This is a genomic window from Bacillus sp. BC08, from assembly GCF_054326875.1.
In genome coordinates, this window is the sequence record NZ_JBTGPA010000034.1 from 195,405 (window position 1) to 212,076 (window position 16,672).

Consider the following 16,672-nt stretch of genomic DNA (forward strand, 5'->3'; position numbering starts at 1 on the left):
ATTGTCAGTAAGAGGAGTGTTTACAACATGCTGAATTCGGTAAAAAAGCTGTTAGGAGATTCTCAAAAGAGAAAACTAAAAAAATATGAACAATTTGTTCAAGAAATTAATAATCTAGAAGAAAAACTATCTGATTTATCTGATGAAGACTTACGTCATAAAACGATCACCTTTAAAAGCATGCTAAACGATGGAAAAACAGTAGATGATATAAAAGTAGAGGCGTTCGCTGTTGTACGTGAAGCTGCAAAGCGTGTACTTGGATTACGTCACTACGATGTGCAGTTAATTGGTGGTCTTGTACTATTAGAAGGTAATATTGCAGAGATGCCAACTGGCGAAGGAAAAACATTAGTTTCTTCTCTTCCAACATACGTACGTGCCCTTGAAGGAAAAGGTGTTCACGTTATTACTGTAAACGACTATTTAGCAAAACGAGATAAAGAATTAATTGGCCAAGTTCATGAATTTCTAGGTTTAAAGGTTGGATTGAATATTCCTCAAATCGATCCTTCCGAAAAGAAACTTGCTTACGAAGCTGATATTACATATGGTATTGGAACAGAATTTGGCTTTGACTATCTACGTGATAATATGGCATCTTCAAAAAATGAGCAGGTACAACGTCCCTATCATTTTGCTATTATCGATGAGATTGATAGCGTTTTAATTGATGAAGCGAAGACGCCTCTTATTATCGCTGGTAAGAAATCAAGCAGCTCTGATTTACACTATTTATGTGCAAAAGTTATTAAGTCATTCCAGGATACTCTTCATTACACGTACGATGCAGAAACGAAATCTGCTAGTTTTACAGAAGACGGTATTACAAAAACAGAAGATTTATTTGATATCGATAACCTATATGATTTAGAACATCAAACTTTATATCATTATATGATTCAAGCATTACGAGCTCATGTCGCTTTCCAATGTGATGTTGACTATATTGTACATGATGAAAAAATTCTACTTGTAGATATTTTCACAGGCCGCGTTATGGATGGTCGCTCTTTAAGTGATGGTTTACACCAAGCTCTTGAAGCAAAAGAAGGTTTAGAAATCACAGAAGAAAACCAAACACAGGCATCCATTACAATTCAAAACTTCTTCCGTATGTATCCAGCATTATCTGGTATGACAGGTACAGCAAAAACGGAAGAGAAAGAATTTAACCGTGTATATAACATGGAAGTTATGCCGATTCCAACAAACCGTCCTATCATTCGTGAAGACAAAAATGACGTCGTGTACGTAACAGCCGATGCTAAATATAAAGCCGTACGTGAAGATGTTCTAAAGCACAATAAACAAGGACGCCCGATTTTAATTGGGACAATGTCTATTTTACAATCAGAAACTGTTGCTCGTTACTTAGATGAAGCGAATATTACATATCAATTATTAAATGCAAAAAGTGCCGAACAAGAGGCCGATTTAATCGCTACAGCTGGACAAAAAGGACAAATTACAATTGCGACGAATATGGCCGGACGAGGTACTGATATTTTACTAGGTGAGGGTGTCCATGAAATTGGTGGATTACATGTAATTGGAACAGAACGCCATGAATCAAGACGCGTTGACAATCAGCTAAAAGGTCGTGCTGGTCGTCAAGGAGATCCAGGTAGCTCTCAGTTCTTCCTTTCTTTAGAAGATGAAATGCTAAAACGTTTCGCGCAAGAAGAAGTCGAGAAATTAAATAAATCACTGAAAACAGATGAAACAGGACTTATTCTAACTTCTAAAGTCCATGATTTCGTGAACCGTACACAATTAATTTGTGAAGGTAGCCATTTCTCAATGCGTGAGTACAATTTAAAGTTAGATGATGTAATAAATGACCAACGTAACGTTATTTATAAATTACGTAATAACTTGTTACAAGAAGATATAAATATGATTGAACTTATTATTCCAATGATTGATCCTGCTGTAGAAGCCATTTCTAAGCAATATCTTTTAGAAGGTATGCTTCCGGAAGAATGGGATTTCGCTCGTTTAACAGAAAATATAAACGAAATTTTACCAGTAGAAAACATGCCATCACTATCAGCGAATAATGTACATTCACCTGAAGATTTACAATCCGTTTTGAAAGAAACATTATCTCTTTATAAAGAGCGCGTAAATGAACTAAATAGCCATACTGATTTACAACAGTCGCTACGATATGTTGCCCTTCATTTCCTAGATCAGAACTGGGTAAATCACTTAGATGCGATGACCCACTTAAAAGAAGGCATCGGGCTAAGACAATATCAACAAGAAGACCCTACTCGTCTTTATCAAAAAGAAGGTTTAGATATCTTTTTATACACATATGGTAATTTCGAAAAAGAAATGTGCCGCTATGTTGCAAGACATTTAGGTGTTCCTGAAAACGTACAATAACGAGGTGAAAGATTATGTTATCATTCCTAAAAAGAGCTAAGAAAAGCGGAAAAGATACGACTGTCTCTAGTAATCAATTATTCGGACAGGAAGAAACAACTACTGAAAATAAAACTGTAAAACCAACGCTTTACTTCCACCCTAGCTGGGGTGCAGTAGCACAAGAACAAAAATACATTTATCAATTTTTACATAAAGAACTAACACGTTTACAAGAATATCAAATTTCTTTATCTGGAATTGAGATTGAAAAACGTGATAATGGTTATGACGTAGCTGTATTTATTCGTAGCACTGTTCCGAAACCAATTTCTTTCGAAGAGGTTACATTAATCCTTCTAAATAAAGAGAAGAAACTATGTGCTCGCAAAACATTTAACCTTTCTGCATTAGGAGATATTCCTGCCAATGTAAATATGCCATTCATCTTTACATTTGAGCAAGAAACAATTACAGATGCTGAATTATCGCAAACAGATTGGGAATTAGCATTTGAACTTGAAAGTAAGCATGCATTAGATTTAGATCCATCTTGGGAAGCTCAGTTACCTGAAGCAAGCAAAGAAGCTTTACGTAATTTCGTAGACAATTTAACACCTCCAAATGATGGTGAAATTAACTTCCTAGGTCTGCAAGCTGCAAGAAAAGAAAACGGTGATTTACATACAACGCTTCTTATTCGTAACGGTTGCAAAGACAACATTCAACTAGAGCAACTTCCTCTTCATATTGAAGATGCTTCAGGTGCAGTTGTTGTGAAAGGTGCTTTCACATTACCGGATCTTGAAATTAAAGCGAATACTACAAAACCGTGGTCATTTGTCTTCCCTGCTTCGTCTATATTAAAAGAAGATATGGATCTATCTTCTTGGAAAGCGTTTGTACCACAAGACTAATAAGAGAGGCTGCTCTGGAAGCAGCCTCTCTTATTCTTTTTCATACAAAAAGCCTGTTCAAAAAGATGGTCATCACACCTCCTTGGACAGGCTTATTCTTTATGTAAAATTTACTTCGTTACTAATAAACGTTCAATATGATATTCAGCTTCTAATTTGCACATTTCATCTGCGTGTTGCACTTTATTTCTCTTTAATTGCTCTACTTGCTCTTCGCTCGGCTCTTCATTAATAAGCTCGTTAATTTTTTCATTCACTTTCACTGCTAATGCTTGATGGAAATCTGGATGTCCTTTCAACTGATCATCTACTTTATTGACCCAAGTTGATTTTGTGTATAAGTATTGTTTCCACTGTTCAACAAATTGCTGCATATCAAATTTTTCTTCATTCCATTCAATTTCTTTCATATACTTCTCAAAAGAAACAACAATTGATCGCGTAATCCCGATCTTCACTCCATGTGGTAACTGTTTGTACATCAAATATTCCCTCCAGCTTAAAGCTCTTCCTTCTGAATATAAAGGAATCTCAAAATTCATATACCTTCTTATAATAGCACATTGATAATCTAAGATGTTACTATACTGCTAAGATTAATAAATGTCAATAAACGCAAAATATCTCTATATAGAGATATTAAACAAAATAAAAAACACCCTCATACGAGGGTATTTCCTTATATAGCTTCAGCTTTTACAAACTGTAATTTATCTTTCTGCTCATTACTCGCCATCGTTACTAACGTGTTTTCAATATGAGCAGGCACTTGTTCTAGCGTCACACTCGCGCCCGCTTTATCCGACTGTTCAACAAAGTTCAACAATGCCATAGCTCCTGATACATCCATATAGCGTACATCTTTCATACGTAAAACAACCGGAGACGTTACGTCTTGTAACGCATAAAAAATACGATCCACTGTTAAAAAAGAAAGTGGGCCTTTAATTTTATACGTCGCTTCCTTTTCTTTTACAATAGAAGCTTTACGTTCTTTACATTTCACTATGTATATAATGAACGAAAGAATAATTCCGAACGCAACAGCAATCATTAAATCAAACTTCACTGTGACAACCATTGTTACGAGCATAACAATGACATCACCTTTTGGTGCTACATGCATTTTCTTCATGCTTTCCCAATCAAACATGCCAATACCAGTTAAAATTAAAATACCTGATAATACAGCAAGTGGAATGTATTGCACGACTGATCCAAGTCCCATAATGAAAATAAATAATATAACACTATGCATACTTGCTGAAAGCGCCGTTTTACCGCCACTTCTTATATTAACGATAGACCGTACAGTCGCACCTGCTCCTGCCAATCCGCCAAACAATCCACTCATCATATTACCGATACCTTGTCCAACCAGTTCTTTATTACTTTTATGACGTGTCCCCGTCACATTATCCATTACGACCGATGTTAACAACGAGTCAATCGATCCTAATAAAGCAATACTAAGCGCTGGTAAAATAAGTTCCGCTAAGCCTGTTCCACTTAAAGATGGAATATGAAGCGTCGGCATCGCTTCTGGAATCGTCCCGATCTTCTCAATCACCTTATTTAATGACAGATTGCCGATAATCGGTAACCTCACTGTAAGTCCTTCTAACGCAGAAGAAAATAAAGGAAGCAAAGCAGTCACACCAACTAATGCAACTAAACTAGATGGAATAGCCTTAATCCATTTTCCAGAAACAATCATTACAATAATCGTTAATACTACGAGTAGAAAACTATTTTGCACATGCTTCATTTCACCTAAAATAATAATTAATGCGATTCCGTTCATAAATCCTGAAACGACAGGATACGGAATATATCGAACGTAAGAACCAAGCTTACATACACCGAATAAAATTTGAAACAGTCCCGCCATCATAAATGCTATAAAACTCGCCTCTAATCCGTGCGTTGCAATAACGCCTGTTGCAATAACCGTAATCGGTCCAGTTGGCCCTGTAACCTGACCCGGTGTACCACCGAACAACGCCGCAAATAAACCTGCAAAAATCGCACCATACAATCCGACTAGTGCTCCCTCAGACGTTCCCGTTGCAGCAATACCAAATGCAATGGCAAGTGGCAACGCAACAATCGCAACAGTAAAACCAGCTAAACATTCCTTTGCTATTTTTTGAAACATATAAATAACCACCTTCACATTAAGTCCACATTCCATTGTACACCTAAAAGAATATATTCGTTAGCCCACTTTTTACAGTATCGTGACGTAAACGCATTCAATTATAAGCCTCTCCTTACCTTTGGAAACTATTATAACTATGGTATAATGAACAAATTAAATCTTTTATTATATATTTGGAGGCACTATGCTAACTTTTGAAGAAAAATTATCGATTATTGAATCTTTCCCAGAATTAGAAAGAAAGAACGTATCATTAAAACGCGTGAACTTTCACTTTGAAGAAAGTCGTTTAGATAAAAAGAACGTTGTATATCATTTACACCCAAATGGAAACGGATTTGTATATGCAAACTTCATTAAAGGTTATAAAACAGATGATAAAGGTATGATTAACATCCGTGAGTTTTCAGAAGAAGAACTACGTTCATTAATTGAAAAAGTAATTGAACGTCTATCACAAGAGCCAGAGGAAATTGTAGCACCAATGGAACCTGCTGCTGAAGAAGAATGGAAGAACGAAGACGGTCATATCCTAACTCTTATTCAAGAGGATGACATGTGGAACGTGTACGCTGGTGTAAACTTAGACGGTACATTCAACTCTTATCCAGAAGCTGCGGAATACCTTGATGAAGAAGGATTTTCACGTAAATAAAAGTAGAAAGTGGGCATACCAACATGACCATCAAACAATGTTGCGAACCCCATTTCATTCAATGATTTTTATAACAATAAAAAACCCCTCAAGTATTCATATACTTGAGGGGTTATCAATTGAAAGGTAGAACTTGTGGGCTTCCTTAAATTAAGAACAAAGTGGAATTATTCCTAAACCAATTAATAGAGCTGCAGCTACTGCTGGAATTGGTACAGGAATTTGAATACCTTCTACAAATAAGAAGTATTGACCACTTATTATTTTAAAACAAACTAATTGCATAGCTATTCCTCCTTTCTGTTAGATTAATACATTATATTAGTTAATCTTATTATTGATATAATTAAATAGTTTGTTTTTTAAAAGTTACTATGTTACCATATCTTCACCTTTCTTTTTGACTATATAAACTCCTTCCTCACACTGTTTCTATTAATTTACATAAAATGATCTAGAGGAGGATTAAAAATGAATACAACTGCTAGATTAGTAAATTGGAAAGAACATGGAGATATGATTATTTTGGAATGTGAATCAAATGGAAAACGCTTCGAGATATCAACGTATAAACCAAGAATATATAATGCCCATCTTTTGTCAGATGACGTGTATGTTCGTTTAGATTCATCTGATAATATAATTGGAATAAATATTTATAAAAAATAAGAAAAGCCCCCTATTTTTTGTAGGTGGGCTTCACCTTTATTACAAAATAACAAAGCATACTCTCTTTTTCTTATGAAGTTTATGTAATTATACATATTCACAAAAAATAAACCAAATGAATATTACATGTAGTAAAATACAACTTATGGACACGTTCTATAAAGCAGATTCTTTTAAAAGGCGTAACATATCAATCATTTCAGGGGATGTGGCGTTACTCCAATACTCAGTTCAAATCTCTTGTATTTTTTGAACTAACAATTAGTGTATATAGACGATTCTGCTTTATAGTATGTGTTTACACTTATAACAAAGGGGTAATACGGATAGATTCGTATGAAATGAAAATGGTTCAAGTCGGAAAGAGGCACCTTAGGGTGTCTTTTTTTGTACATTACATCCCTTTAGTTCTTTCACATTGTTCCAAATGCACGAATTTCTCGTCTTTACAAAGAAACGAGAATTAAGTGAAGACTAATTGATCTTCACTTAATTCTCCACCTCTACAAAAGAGCAAAGATATTACTTACAGACAAACAGGCGAAAATCACATAGGTATAGTGCATCCCACACTTTCTATTTTTTCGCACCTTTCAACGACTCTCTCAGGACAAATTTTTGTAATTTTCCACTCGCATTACGAGGCAGTTCATCCACAAATAAATAATGACGCGGACGTTTATAATCTGCTAATTCATCACTGTCTTTACAATATATTTCTAAATCCTCTTCTGTAATCGCTTCATCTTTCTTTACAACGACAGCTACAACACGTTCTCCCCATAATTCATCTGGCTCACCAAGCACAGCAACATCTAATACACCAGGATGACTATGAAGGAAATCTTCAATTTCACGTGGATAAATATTAACCCCTCCGCTAATTACCATATCATCCACACGATCTGCGACGAATAAATAGCCATCTTTATCGAAATAACCTAAATCACCCGAGTGATACCATCCTTTATACATCGATTTTGCATTTGCTTCTTCTCGGTTATGATAACCAGCCATCATAGTTGGGCCGCGCAAAATAATCTCCCCAACTTCATAAGGAGGCAATACATCATCTGGCTCTGCTGGTGCATCTTCGTTCGGTTTTACGATGCGGATTTCATGACTAAAGCATGGTGTTCCCGCTGAACCTGCTTTCGTAATTTGATCTTCTTCTACGAGAAACGCAACTACTGGTCCCATTTCTGTCATTCCGTAAATTTGGACAAGATTAATATAAAGACGCTCTTTACATTCCTTCACTAACGCTGGAGCCATCGCCGCTCCTCCATAAACACCAATCTTCATCGAAGTTAAATCGTACTCTGTTAAATCTTTTTGCAGTAACATATTCCACATCGTCGGTGCTGCAAAAAACGTCGTAATCTTCTCTTCTTGAATCGTATGTAATACTCTATCTGTATCAAAGTGATGTAAAATCACATTCTTTCCACCAACTTGAATACGCGGAATGATTCCAGCATTTAACTCGCCGCAATGATATAAAGGCGCAACTACAAGCCCAACACTATCTCTATTATATTTTATGAAATACGTACAAATCATACTATGCTCAGTCATTTCACGATGGCGATGTAGTACGCCTTTCGGATGACCAGTCGTACCGCTCGTATACAGCATAGAACAATAATCCATTTCATCGACTTCAATATCTACTTTTTCAGCTGGTGCTTCATTTACTTTTTCATGGTAAGAACTCGCATAGGAAGGTGTATCGTCTTCTACATACCAAAAAGACGAATTTGGAAAATCTCGTTCAATGATAGCAACAGTTGATTCAACCGCTTTTTCAAAGACTACTACTTTCGAGGCTGCATCTTGAAGGATATACGATAATTCTTTTGCTTTTAAACGGAAGTTAATCGGGTTAAAGATTGCCCCAATTTTCGCACAGGCTAAGTAAACGTTTACAAATTCACGGCAATTATATAAGTAAACAGATACAGTATCTCCCTTTCTTACCCCTTCTTTCAACAGAGCTTGCGCCGTTTTATTTATTTGCTCATCCCACTGTTTATATGTCCAGCGAATATTTTTTTCTGGTTCTACTAACGCCTCTTTATTCGGATACTTACCAACCGCTAAATCAAATATTCTCCCTATCGTCATGTACATGCCAACAATTTCCCCCTTTTCTCTTTCATAAATCTATCATTTCGTCCATAAGTAGACATTGTCCTCTAATGATTTGACTAATTTTTCTGATTATTATCGACATAGTTTTACAAACAGTGCTGCTTAGCGGTAAATAAAATTATATCGAACACAACTTGAATCAACCCACAAATAGCGGAATAAAAAAGAGGCTATTCCAAATCGGAACAACCTCTTTCTTCTTATACAAATAGCTCTTCTAAAATTTTCAGTTTATCTTCTGTATATTTTACGAAGCCATCGTTATATGATTTTGGATCTTTCGGATTTGCGAAGTGCGTAATTGCACCTGTCTTCGGATGAACAAACTTACTTGATGCACCACAGCCAAGTCCGATAATTGATTGAACTTCTTCCATAATAACAATGTTATAAATACTTTCTTGCGTCGGCATTGCATAACCAACGTTCTCTAAGTTACCTAAAATATTCTTTTGACGATATAGGTAATATGGTACGTAATTATGCTTTTGCGTCCACTCTTCTGCTTCGTGCATCATCGCTGTAATTTCTTCGCGACCAGCTACTTTATATTTACGTTTGTTTTGCGTCATTTCAGAAGCACGTTTAAATGATAACGTATGAACTGTTAATGATTCTGGCATTAACTTTTCTGTCTCATCTAACGTGTGCTTGAAGATATCTAGCCCTTCACCAGGAAGACCAATAATTAAGTCCATATTAATATTGTTCATTCCCATTTCACGAGCTAAGTGATACTTCTCAATTGTTTCTTCTACAGTATGATGACGCCCAATTGCTTTTAATGTCTCTTGATGGTATGACTGCGGATTAATACTAATACGGTCAATATTCCATTTATTTAACACTTCTAGCTTAGCTGGCGTAATTGTATCGGGGCGACCTGCCTCAACTGTTACTTCACGCACATTTTTCACATCTGGGAACGCTTCATACATTTCTTCATACAGCATATCCATCTCTTCTGCTGTAATACTTGTCGGTGTACCGCCGCCGTAATAAATCGTCGTAACTGTTACACCTTTTTCTTTTAAAAACTTACCAATTTCACGAACTTCATAATGTAAACCACCTAAGAACGAATCAACAGATCCTTGGCGTCCGTTAATTGCATAAGCCGGGAATGTACAATATGCACATTTTGTTGGGCAGAATGGAATACCGATATAAATACTTACTTCCTCTTTTAAACGGTATAAATCCGGAACTACCGCTAATTGGCAATCCACAATACGCTGAAGAAGTTCAATTTTCTCTTCATGAATTAAATAGCTTTCACGAAGTTCTTGATGCGCTTCTTCTTTTGACATACCACTTTGAAGCATTTTATGAAGAAGTTTTGTTGGACGAACTCCTGTTAAAATGCCCCAGCTTTGTTCAAGACCAGTTAACTGCTGAAGAACAGAAAGATATACATAAGAAACAACGTGCTTCACTTGCTTCATACGCTCTTTCTCATCTGTGAAAGCAGATAAATCTTTTGCGAATGTTTCTTCATACACATTTCCAGTAGCAACATCTGTTAAACGAGCAGATGCTTTTACATTCTCTTCAATGTGTATATCAACAATAAGATTTGCTTCCTCTTTCTCAAATCCAATCGTACTATCTTCAAAAAATAAGCCGCCAATATTTTGCAGCGGACGTAAAAAACGATCATCTTGTAGCGTTTTAATTGAAATTAACAACATTATCACCTTTTCATTTGCAAACTCTCTTTAGTTTACTTGAAGGGCGTTTGTAGGTCAATACAGAAGGTTTTACCTTATTTCTATATCCTATTTAAAACAAACTGAATATTGGTTTTTCACGAACTTTTCCTAGTTATATAGACATTAGAATATACTCTTGTTACAATCTAGAACGTATTAGTACTTGCTACTAATTTAAATACACCTAAAGGAGGACTGTTAACACGACATAGATACTATAACGTGTTAAAAAACAACTATGAAAAAAAGGTTTTACAACATTTTAGCACTACCTTTGGCATTACAAGTATTTATAGCACCTACCCATTCATTCGCAGAAAATATAGAGAAAACTGCGGAATTGTCTATTGAGGAACAAGCTTTGAAAAGCATTGAAGAACATGCAAAGCAGCATAGACATGACGAAGAAAACGACCTTGAAATCTCGGGTGAATATCTTCTCCACTTATCAACAAAACTTCCACTTTACGATACAAACGACTTAAAAACCAAAACAAATATTGAAATTACCGAACCAGTAGTAAAGGCAACGAAGAAAAAAGGGAATACATATTACGTACAAACTACATCCGGTTCTGGTTGGGTTAATGAGGACAATAATAGTTTAGAAGTACAAGAGATTCATAAACTCTCGGGACAAAAACTAATTGTGAAAGACGAAACATCAATATATTCATTCCCTTTCCAATCATTTAAAGAAAAAATAACATTACAGCCACAAACAGTAGCTCCTACCGAACAAGCTAGGAATTGGTTTAAAATTCAACTGAACGGAACTGAGAAATGGATTTATGCTCCTTCAGCTACATTCGAAGGTACGAAAACATCATTATTTGAAAAAACAGGTTCTATCGAAAAGAGAAGCGCAACTTTCTTCAAAACACCATCTAATTTGCCTACAAATAACGTTTATGGTGTTACGTTTAAAGAAATGATCGTTCCAAAAGGGAATGAAAACATTCGTCCTGGCTACGCAATGGAACCGAAATACATTACAATTCATGAAACCGCTAATACAAGTAAAGGTGCTAACGCGTTAAATCATGCGAAGTACTTAGATAGCCAAGCCCGCGGAAATACTGATCGTTCAGCATCTTGGCATTTTACAGTAGATGACAAAGAAATTTATCAACACCTTCCATTAAATGAAGTTGGTTGGCATGCTGGAAATAAGACAGGAAACTATGAATCTATCGGAATTGAAATTGCCGTGAATAGTGATGGAAATTATGCGAAAGCGGTAGAAAATGCGCGTAAGTTAGCTGCTTATTTAATGAATGAATTAAACATATCTCTAGATCACGTTCAAAAGCATCAATTTTGGAGCGGAAAAAACTGCCCTGCATTTATGATTCAGCGCGGACAATGGGATGCTTTCTTAAAAGGAACGAACGCTTACTATAATGAACATCATAAAGATGATATTCCGCCGCCAGGAATCCCTCATGAAAAAGACGACATTACAGGCGGGTGGTATGAGCAAGACATTCGCCAGTTAGCAGCTAGGAAAATCATGTTCGGTGACGGCAATGGTTCTTACTGGCCAAACCGCCTCGTAACACGAGCGGAGTTTGCAAATTTAATGTCGCGAGCTTTAAAATTACCGGCTGGAAACGCTAAATTTACAGACTTAAACGAAGCACATCCATCTTTAATAGACGGAATTAACCGTGCCGCTAGCGCAGGTATCATTAGTGGTCGCGGAAATAATAAATTTGATCCAACCGCTACAATCACACGTGATGAAGCTGTTATTATGATTGACCGTGCATTAGCATATAACTCGATTTATAGAAAAGAAATGAAATTGCCATTCATTGATCAAGATGTAGCATACGATAAGAAGGCATTACAAAATGTTTATGCCTACGGAATTGTAAAAGGGAACGAACGGAATGAATTCGTACCAAAAGGTACAGCAACACGTGCTGAATCAGCCGCATTTTTAAATCGAATGCTTAAAGTTATTGAAGCTTAAAAAACAAAACTAAAAGGCATAAGAGATAACATTTCTCTTATGCCTTTTATAATACTATTAACTATTTTTAATCATAAATCTAAGACGTATTCCTAATAAAACAAGAGCAAAACCAATGAATGGTAGATAATTCATATCATGTCCTGTGGCTGGAAGACGTTGCGCATGGGACGCACCTTGTTCTTTTTCTGGTAAGGTAGGTTTTCCTTTATCTACGTTTTCCATTCCTTCACCTGGTTTTTCTGTTTCTTTACCCGGCTTTTCTATTCCTTCACCTGGATTCTCTGTTTCTTCACCCGGTTTTTCTGTTTCTTCACCTGGTTTCTCTGTTTCTTCACCTGGTTTCTCTGTTTCTTCGCCTGGTTTCTCTGTTTCTTCACCTGGTTTCTCTGTTTCTTCGCCTGGCTTTTCTGTTTCCTCACCTGGCTTTTCTGTTTCTCCACCTGGTGTTTCTTTTTCATTTGTAATTTGAAGTTTTACTACTTCAATTTTTTGATTAGAAATCGTAAATTCGATTTCCTTATCAGATAACTCATAACCTTCTGGTGCTTGAACTTCCTTTAAAATATAATCTCCTGGATCCAGTTCTTTCGAAATTGCTTTACCATTTCCATCTGATCTTAATGTGTCTATTTTTGCTCCATCTTTCAAAATTTCAAACACTGCGCCCGCTAATTTTTTATCTTTATCATTAGCATCTACTTTTATGATTTCTATTTGACCTGTAATTTTTTCTTTCACTTTTTCATTTAATATTTCTTGTTTTACTACTGTATTTGCAACAACATTTACTTCTACCGTCACTTCTAACGCTTTATAGCCTTCTGGCGCTTTCGTTTCTTCTAACGTATACTTTCCTGGCAATAAGTTTTCGAATGTTACTACACCGTTTTTATTCGTTGTTTTCGCTTCTCCAACTACTTGACCAGCTTCATTCTTCAGCTTAAATTCTGCACCTTCTAGAACTTTTCCACTCTCTGCATCCTTTTTGATTACTTCTAAGCTTCCTAGTTCTTTTGCGTTTTCTACTTGTACTTCTACTACTTTGTTTGCTTCCACAACGACTTCAATTTCTTCTTTTAACAACTTATACCCTTGTGGTGCTTTCGTTTCTTTTAATGTGTATGTTCCTGGTTCTAATTTCTGAGAGATTACTTTACCTGTTTTATCTGTTCGTAACGTCTCTACCTTTTTACCATTTTTGTACACTTCAAATTCTGCGTCTGACAATACTTTCGCTTTATCTTCTGCATCTACTTTTACGATTTCAAATTGACCAAGGCTCTTACTGTTCGTTACTTTTACATCAATAACTTTTTCACCATCAACTGTTACATGAATTACTTGTTTTGTTAACTCATAACCTTCTGGCGCTTTTGTTTCTTCTAACGTATATTCACCAGGCACTAGTCCGTCTACTTTAACAATTCCAGACTTATCTGTTGTAATTCCTTCTTTTACAACATTCCCTTGTGCATCTTTCAATGTAAATTCTGCGCCTGCTAAATGTTTCGCTTGATCTTTATCATCCGTCTTAATAATTTGTAGAGAACCTAAGATTCTTTCGTTTTCCGCCTCTACTTTCACTACTTCTTTCTCGTTTTGTATTGTTACTTTCCATTCTTTATTTGAAAGCTTGTAACCTTCTGGTGCTTTCGTTTCTTTCACTGTATATTCACCTAATGGTAATTTTGGTGACATCACTTTTCCACTCTCATCTGTTTTCAGTTCCGCTACCTTTTTACCATCTTTATATACTGTAAATTCTGCACCTGATAATACTTTCGCTTTATCATTCGCATCTACTTTTACAATTTCAAATTGACCTGTTACCTTTTCATTCATAACTTCTTGTTTTACTACTTCATTCGCTACTACGTTTACTTCCACTGTTACTTCTACTTTTTTATAGCCTTCCGGCGCTTTCGTTTCTTCTAGCGTATACTTTCCTGGCACTAAGTTTTCGAATTTCACAACGCCGTCTTTATTCGTTGTTTTCGCTTCTCCAACTACTTGACCAGTTTCGTTCTTCAGTCTAAATTCTGCGCCTTCTAGAACTTTTCCACTCTCTGCATCCCTTTTGATTACTTGTAAGCTTCCTAGTTCTTTTGCATTTTCTACTTGTACTTCTACTACTTTGTTTGCTTCCACAACGACTTCAATTTCTTCTTTTAGTAATGTATATCCTTGCGGTGCTTTCGTTTCTTTTAATGTGTATGTTCCTGGCTCTAATTTCTGAGAGATTACTTTACCCGTTTTATCTGTTCGTAACGTCTCTACTTTTTTACCATCTTTGTACACTTCAAATTCTGCGTCTGATAATACTTTCGTTTTATCGTTTGCATCTACTTTTACGATTTCGAATTGACCTGTTACTTTTTCAACTATCTTTTTATTCAACACATCTATAGTCACTGTATTATTAGCAACTACATCCACATGAACTAAGCTAGATGATAGTTCGTAACCTTTTGGTGCTTCTACTTCTTTTAATGTATATGTTCCAACTAGAAGTTGTTTTGATAAAGCTTCACCTTTACCATCTGTAATAATTGTTTCGACAACGTTCCCATCTTTATCTATAACATCAAATTTTGCACCTGGTAAAAGTTGACCAGATTCACTATCTTTTTTCAATAATTTAAATTGACCATTTTCTACTTTTTTCGTATTCTTCATAACAAATTCAATTATGTTTGTATTATCAATTGTTACTTTTACTGGTGTATCAACTTTTATATATCCCTCTGGTGCACTAATTTCTTTTACAAAATAATCACCAAATGGTAAATCTTTAACTTCCGCAATACCCTTTTCGTTTGTTGTAACAGTAGCCACAACATGATTATCTTTGTCTATAACATCAAATTTCGCGTCTTTTAAAACAATGTTTTCATCGTTTTCATCAACTTTTTTAATTTGTAAATTTCCTTTTTCAGCTGCCGGCTTTTTCCACTTTGGCCAGTTAAATTTAAAATTATGAACCTCAAATCCATCTCTTTGGTGTAATCCACCAACATAGGCTTGTCCGTTAATAGAGCCACCCTTTGTATCTACAACTGCATTAGGTGCAAATACACTTCCTACTACACCATATCCTTTAGTTGTTATCTTTTTAGCATTAGGGAACACCCAAATGACTTTACTAGCTAACTCAGTAAAGAAGGAATTAGGGTCATATGCTTGAGAGGTATTAACTAATGTGAACCCGCCCTTATCTGTTGTATCATACAAGATTGCACCGCCACCAAAATTAACTTCTTCTGCATCTGAATGAATAACAATAAAATCTTTGTTACTTACATTTGGAAGATAAACATCCTTTACATTGAATGGTTCTTGCCCTTCTAATCCTGAAGAGACATAAATGTTAGGATTCTTTACATCTTCACCGATTCCAAAGGTCATACCCGATTTTGGTTTATCAGTATGTAATTGGCCCGCATCCTCAATTACACTATTAACGTCTTTTCTAAACTCTTTAAATTTAGCATCAATCTCCGCTTGCTCTCTATATGAGATACGGTCATATGATGATTTCATTGCCCCTTCTGGATCACCATCTTTTGTCATTGCCACTGTTCCATCTTGGATAATTACTTGTCCTGTTCCCGCTTTCGTAAATTGACCGCCTAGTAATAATGATGGATATCCTTCATCTACCCATGTCGCTCCAGCTAAATTATTCGCCCCAGTTGCAGCCGCTACGACTGTATAACTTGATGCATTCATATTTTTTTGAACAGCCATCGCACCCTCAATATCCGCACTCGTTGCACTATGATCTCCAAAAATGATTGCATTGTAATAAGATACATCACCTAAGCCTTTTAATTCTGTTGTAGCTGCCTCCGCTTTATACGGTAAATGGATTAAAAAATTCATACATACTAGTAACACAACTATAAAACTACTACTTAATTTTTTTATTTTTTGATTAAATGATTTCCTCAAGAAATTCATTCCCCCTTTTAAACTTCCTAAAACCAAACAACAAGCATCTTTCATATGTACCCAGCCTTACTTACAATAACCTAAAATCATCCATTTAAA

11 protein-coding genes are annotated in these 16,672 nt (G+C 35.7%); 5 read left to right on the forward strand and 6 right to left on the reverse strand.

Annotated features, from left to right (window positions below; genetic code table 11):
* Positions 1 to 27: 27 nt before the first annotated feature.
* Together secA2 and ACXVYO_RS17095 are read left to right on the forward strand one after the other, a co-directional pair.
* Positions 28 to 2,394, forward strand: coding sequence for an accessory Sec system translocase SecA2 (secA2, locus tag ACXVYO_RS17090; RefSeq protein ID WP_458467943.1), 2,367 nt, complete (start codon positions 28 to 30; stop codon positions 2,392 to 2,394).
* 14 nt (positions 2,395 to 2,408) lie between these two features.
* Positions 2,409 to 3,290 carry an accessory Sec system S-layer assembly protein gene (locus ACXVYO_RS17095; RefSeq protein ID WP_458467944.1) on the forward strand — a complete coding sequence of 294 codons (882 nt, stop codon included), beginning with the start codon at positions 2,409 to 2,411 and terminating at the stop codon, positions 3,288 to 3,290.
* A 110-nt stretch (positions 3,291 to 3,400) separates the two neighbouring features.
* Here the strand turns inward: ACXVYO_RS17095 and ACXVYO_RS17100 are convergent, their stop codons facing one another.
* Positions 3,401 to 3,772, reverse strand: coding sequence for a hypothetical protein (locus ACXVYO_RS17100; RefSeq protein ID WP_458467945.1), 372 nt, complete (start codon positions 3,770 to 3,772; stop codon positions 3,401 to 3,403).
* Between the two features lie 197 nt (positions 3,773 to 3,969).
* On the reverse strand, positions 3,970 to 5,484 hold the full coding sequence (locus ACXVYO_RS17105) for a SulP family inorganic anion transporter (protein WP_458467946.1): 1,515 nt from the start codon (positions 5,482 to 5,484) through the stop codon (positions 3,970 to 3,972).
* Positions 5,485 to 5,635: 151 nt separating this feature from the next.
* Between ACXVYO_RS17105 and ACXVYO_RS17110 the strand changes: the two genes are divergently transcribed.
* Positions 5,636 to 6,106 (forward strand): hypothetical protein, encoded by a 471-nt coding sequence (locus ACXVYO_RS17110; RefSeq protein ID WP_061679992.1) that lies wholly within the window; start codon positions 5,636 to 5,638, stop codon positions 6,104 to 6,106.
* A gap of 150 nt (positions 6,107 to 6,256) precedes the next feature.
* Here ACXVYO_RS17110 and ACXVYO_RS17115 read toward each other — a convergent pair whose 3' ends face one another.
* Positions 6,257 to 6,391 (reverse strand): hypothetical protein, encoded by a 135-nt coding sequence (locus tag ACXVYO_RS17115; RefSeq protein WP_458467947.1) that lies wholly within the window; start codon positions 6,389 to 6,391, stop codon positions 6,257 to 6,259.
* Between the two features lie 186 nt (positions 6,392 to 6,577).
* Between ACXVYO_RS17115 and ACXVYO_RS17120 the strand changes: the two genes are divergently transcribed.
* Complete coding sequence (locus ACXVYO_RS17120; RefSeq protein ID WP_458467948.1) at positions 6,578 to 6,775, forward strand: hypothetical protein; 198 nt, start codon at positions 6,578 to 6,580, stop codon at positions 6,773 to 6,775.
* 576 nt (positions 6,776 to 7,351) lie between these two features.
* Here ACXVYO_RS17120 and ACXVYO_RS17125 read toward each other — a convergent pair.
* A complete protein-coding gene (locus ACXVYO_RS17125; protein WP_458467949.1) occupies positions 7,352 to 8,908 on the reverse strand; it encodes a fatty acid--CoA ligase in 1,557 nt (518 codons plus the stop codon).
* Between the two features lie 221 nt (positions 8,909 to 9,129).
* Entirely contained in the window at positions 9,130 to 10,620 is a 1,491-nt protein-coding gene (locus tag ACXVYO_RS17130) for a coproporphyrinogen III oxidase (RefSeq protein ID WP_063263540.1), read from the reverse strand.
* A gap of 259 nt (positions 10,621 to 10,879) precedes the next feature.
* Here ACXVYO_RS17130 and ACXVYO_RS17135 point away from each other — a divergent pair, with 259 nt between their 5' ends.
* Positions 10,880 to 12,619, forward strand: coding sequence for an N-acetylmuramoyl-L-alanine amidase (locus ACXVYO_RS17135; RefSeq protein ID WP_458467951.1), 1,740 nt, complete (start codon positions 10,880 to 10,882; stop codon positions 12,617 to 12,619).
* Positions 12,620 to 12,676: 57 nt separating this feature from the next.
* Here ACXVYO_RS17135 and ACXVYO_RS17140 read toward each other — a convergent pair whose 3' ends face one another.
* Complete coding sequence (locus ACXVYO_RS17140) at positions 12,677 to 16,573, reverse strand: SpaA isopeptide-forming pilin-related protein (RefSeq protein WP_458467952.1); 3,897 nt, start codon at positions 16,571 to 16,573, stop codon at positions 12,677 to 12,679.
* Between the last annotated feature and the right edge of the window lie 99 nt (positions 16,574 to 16,672).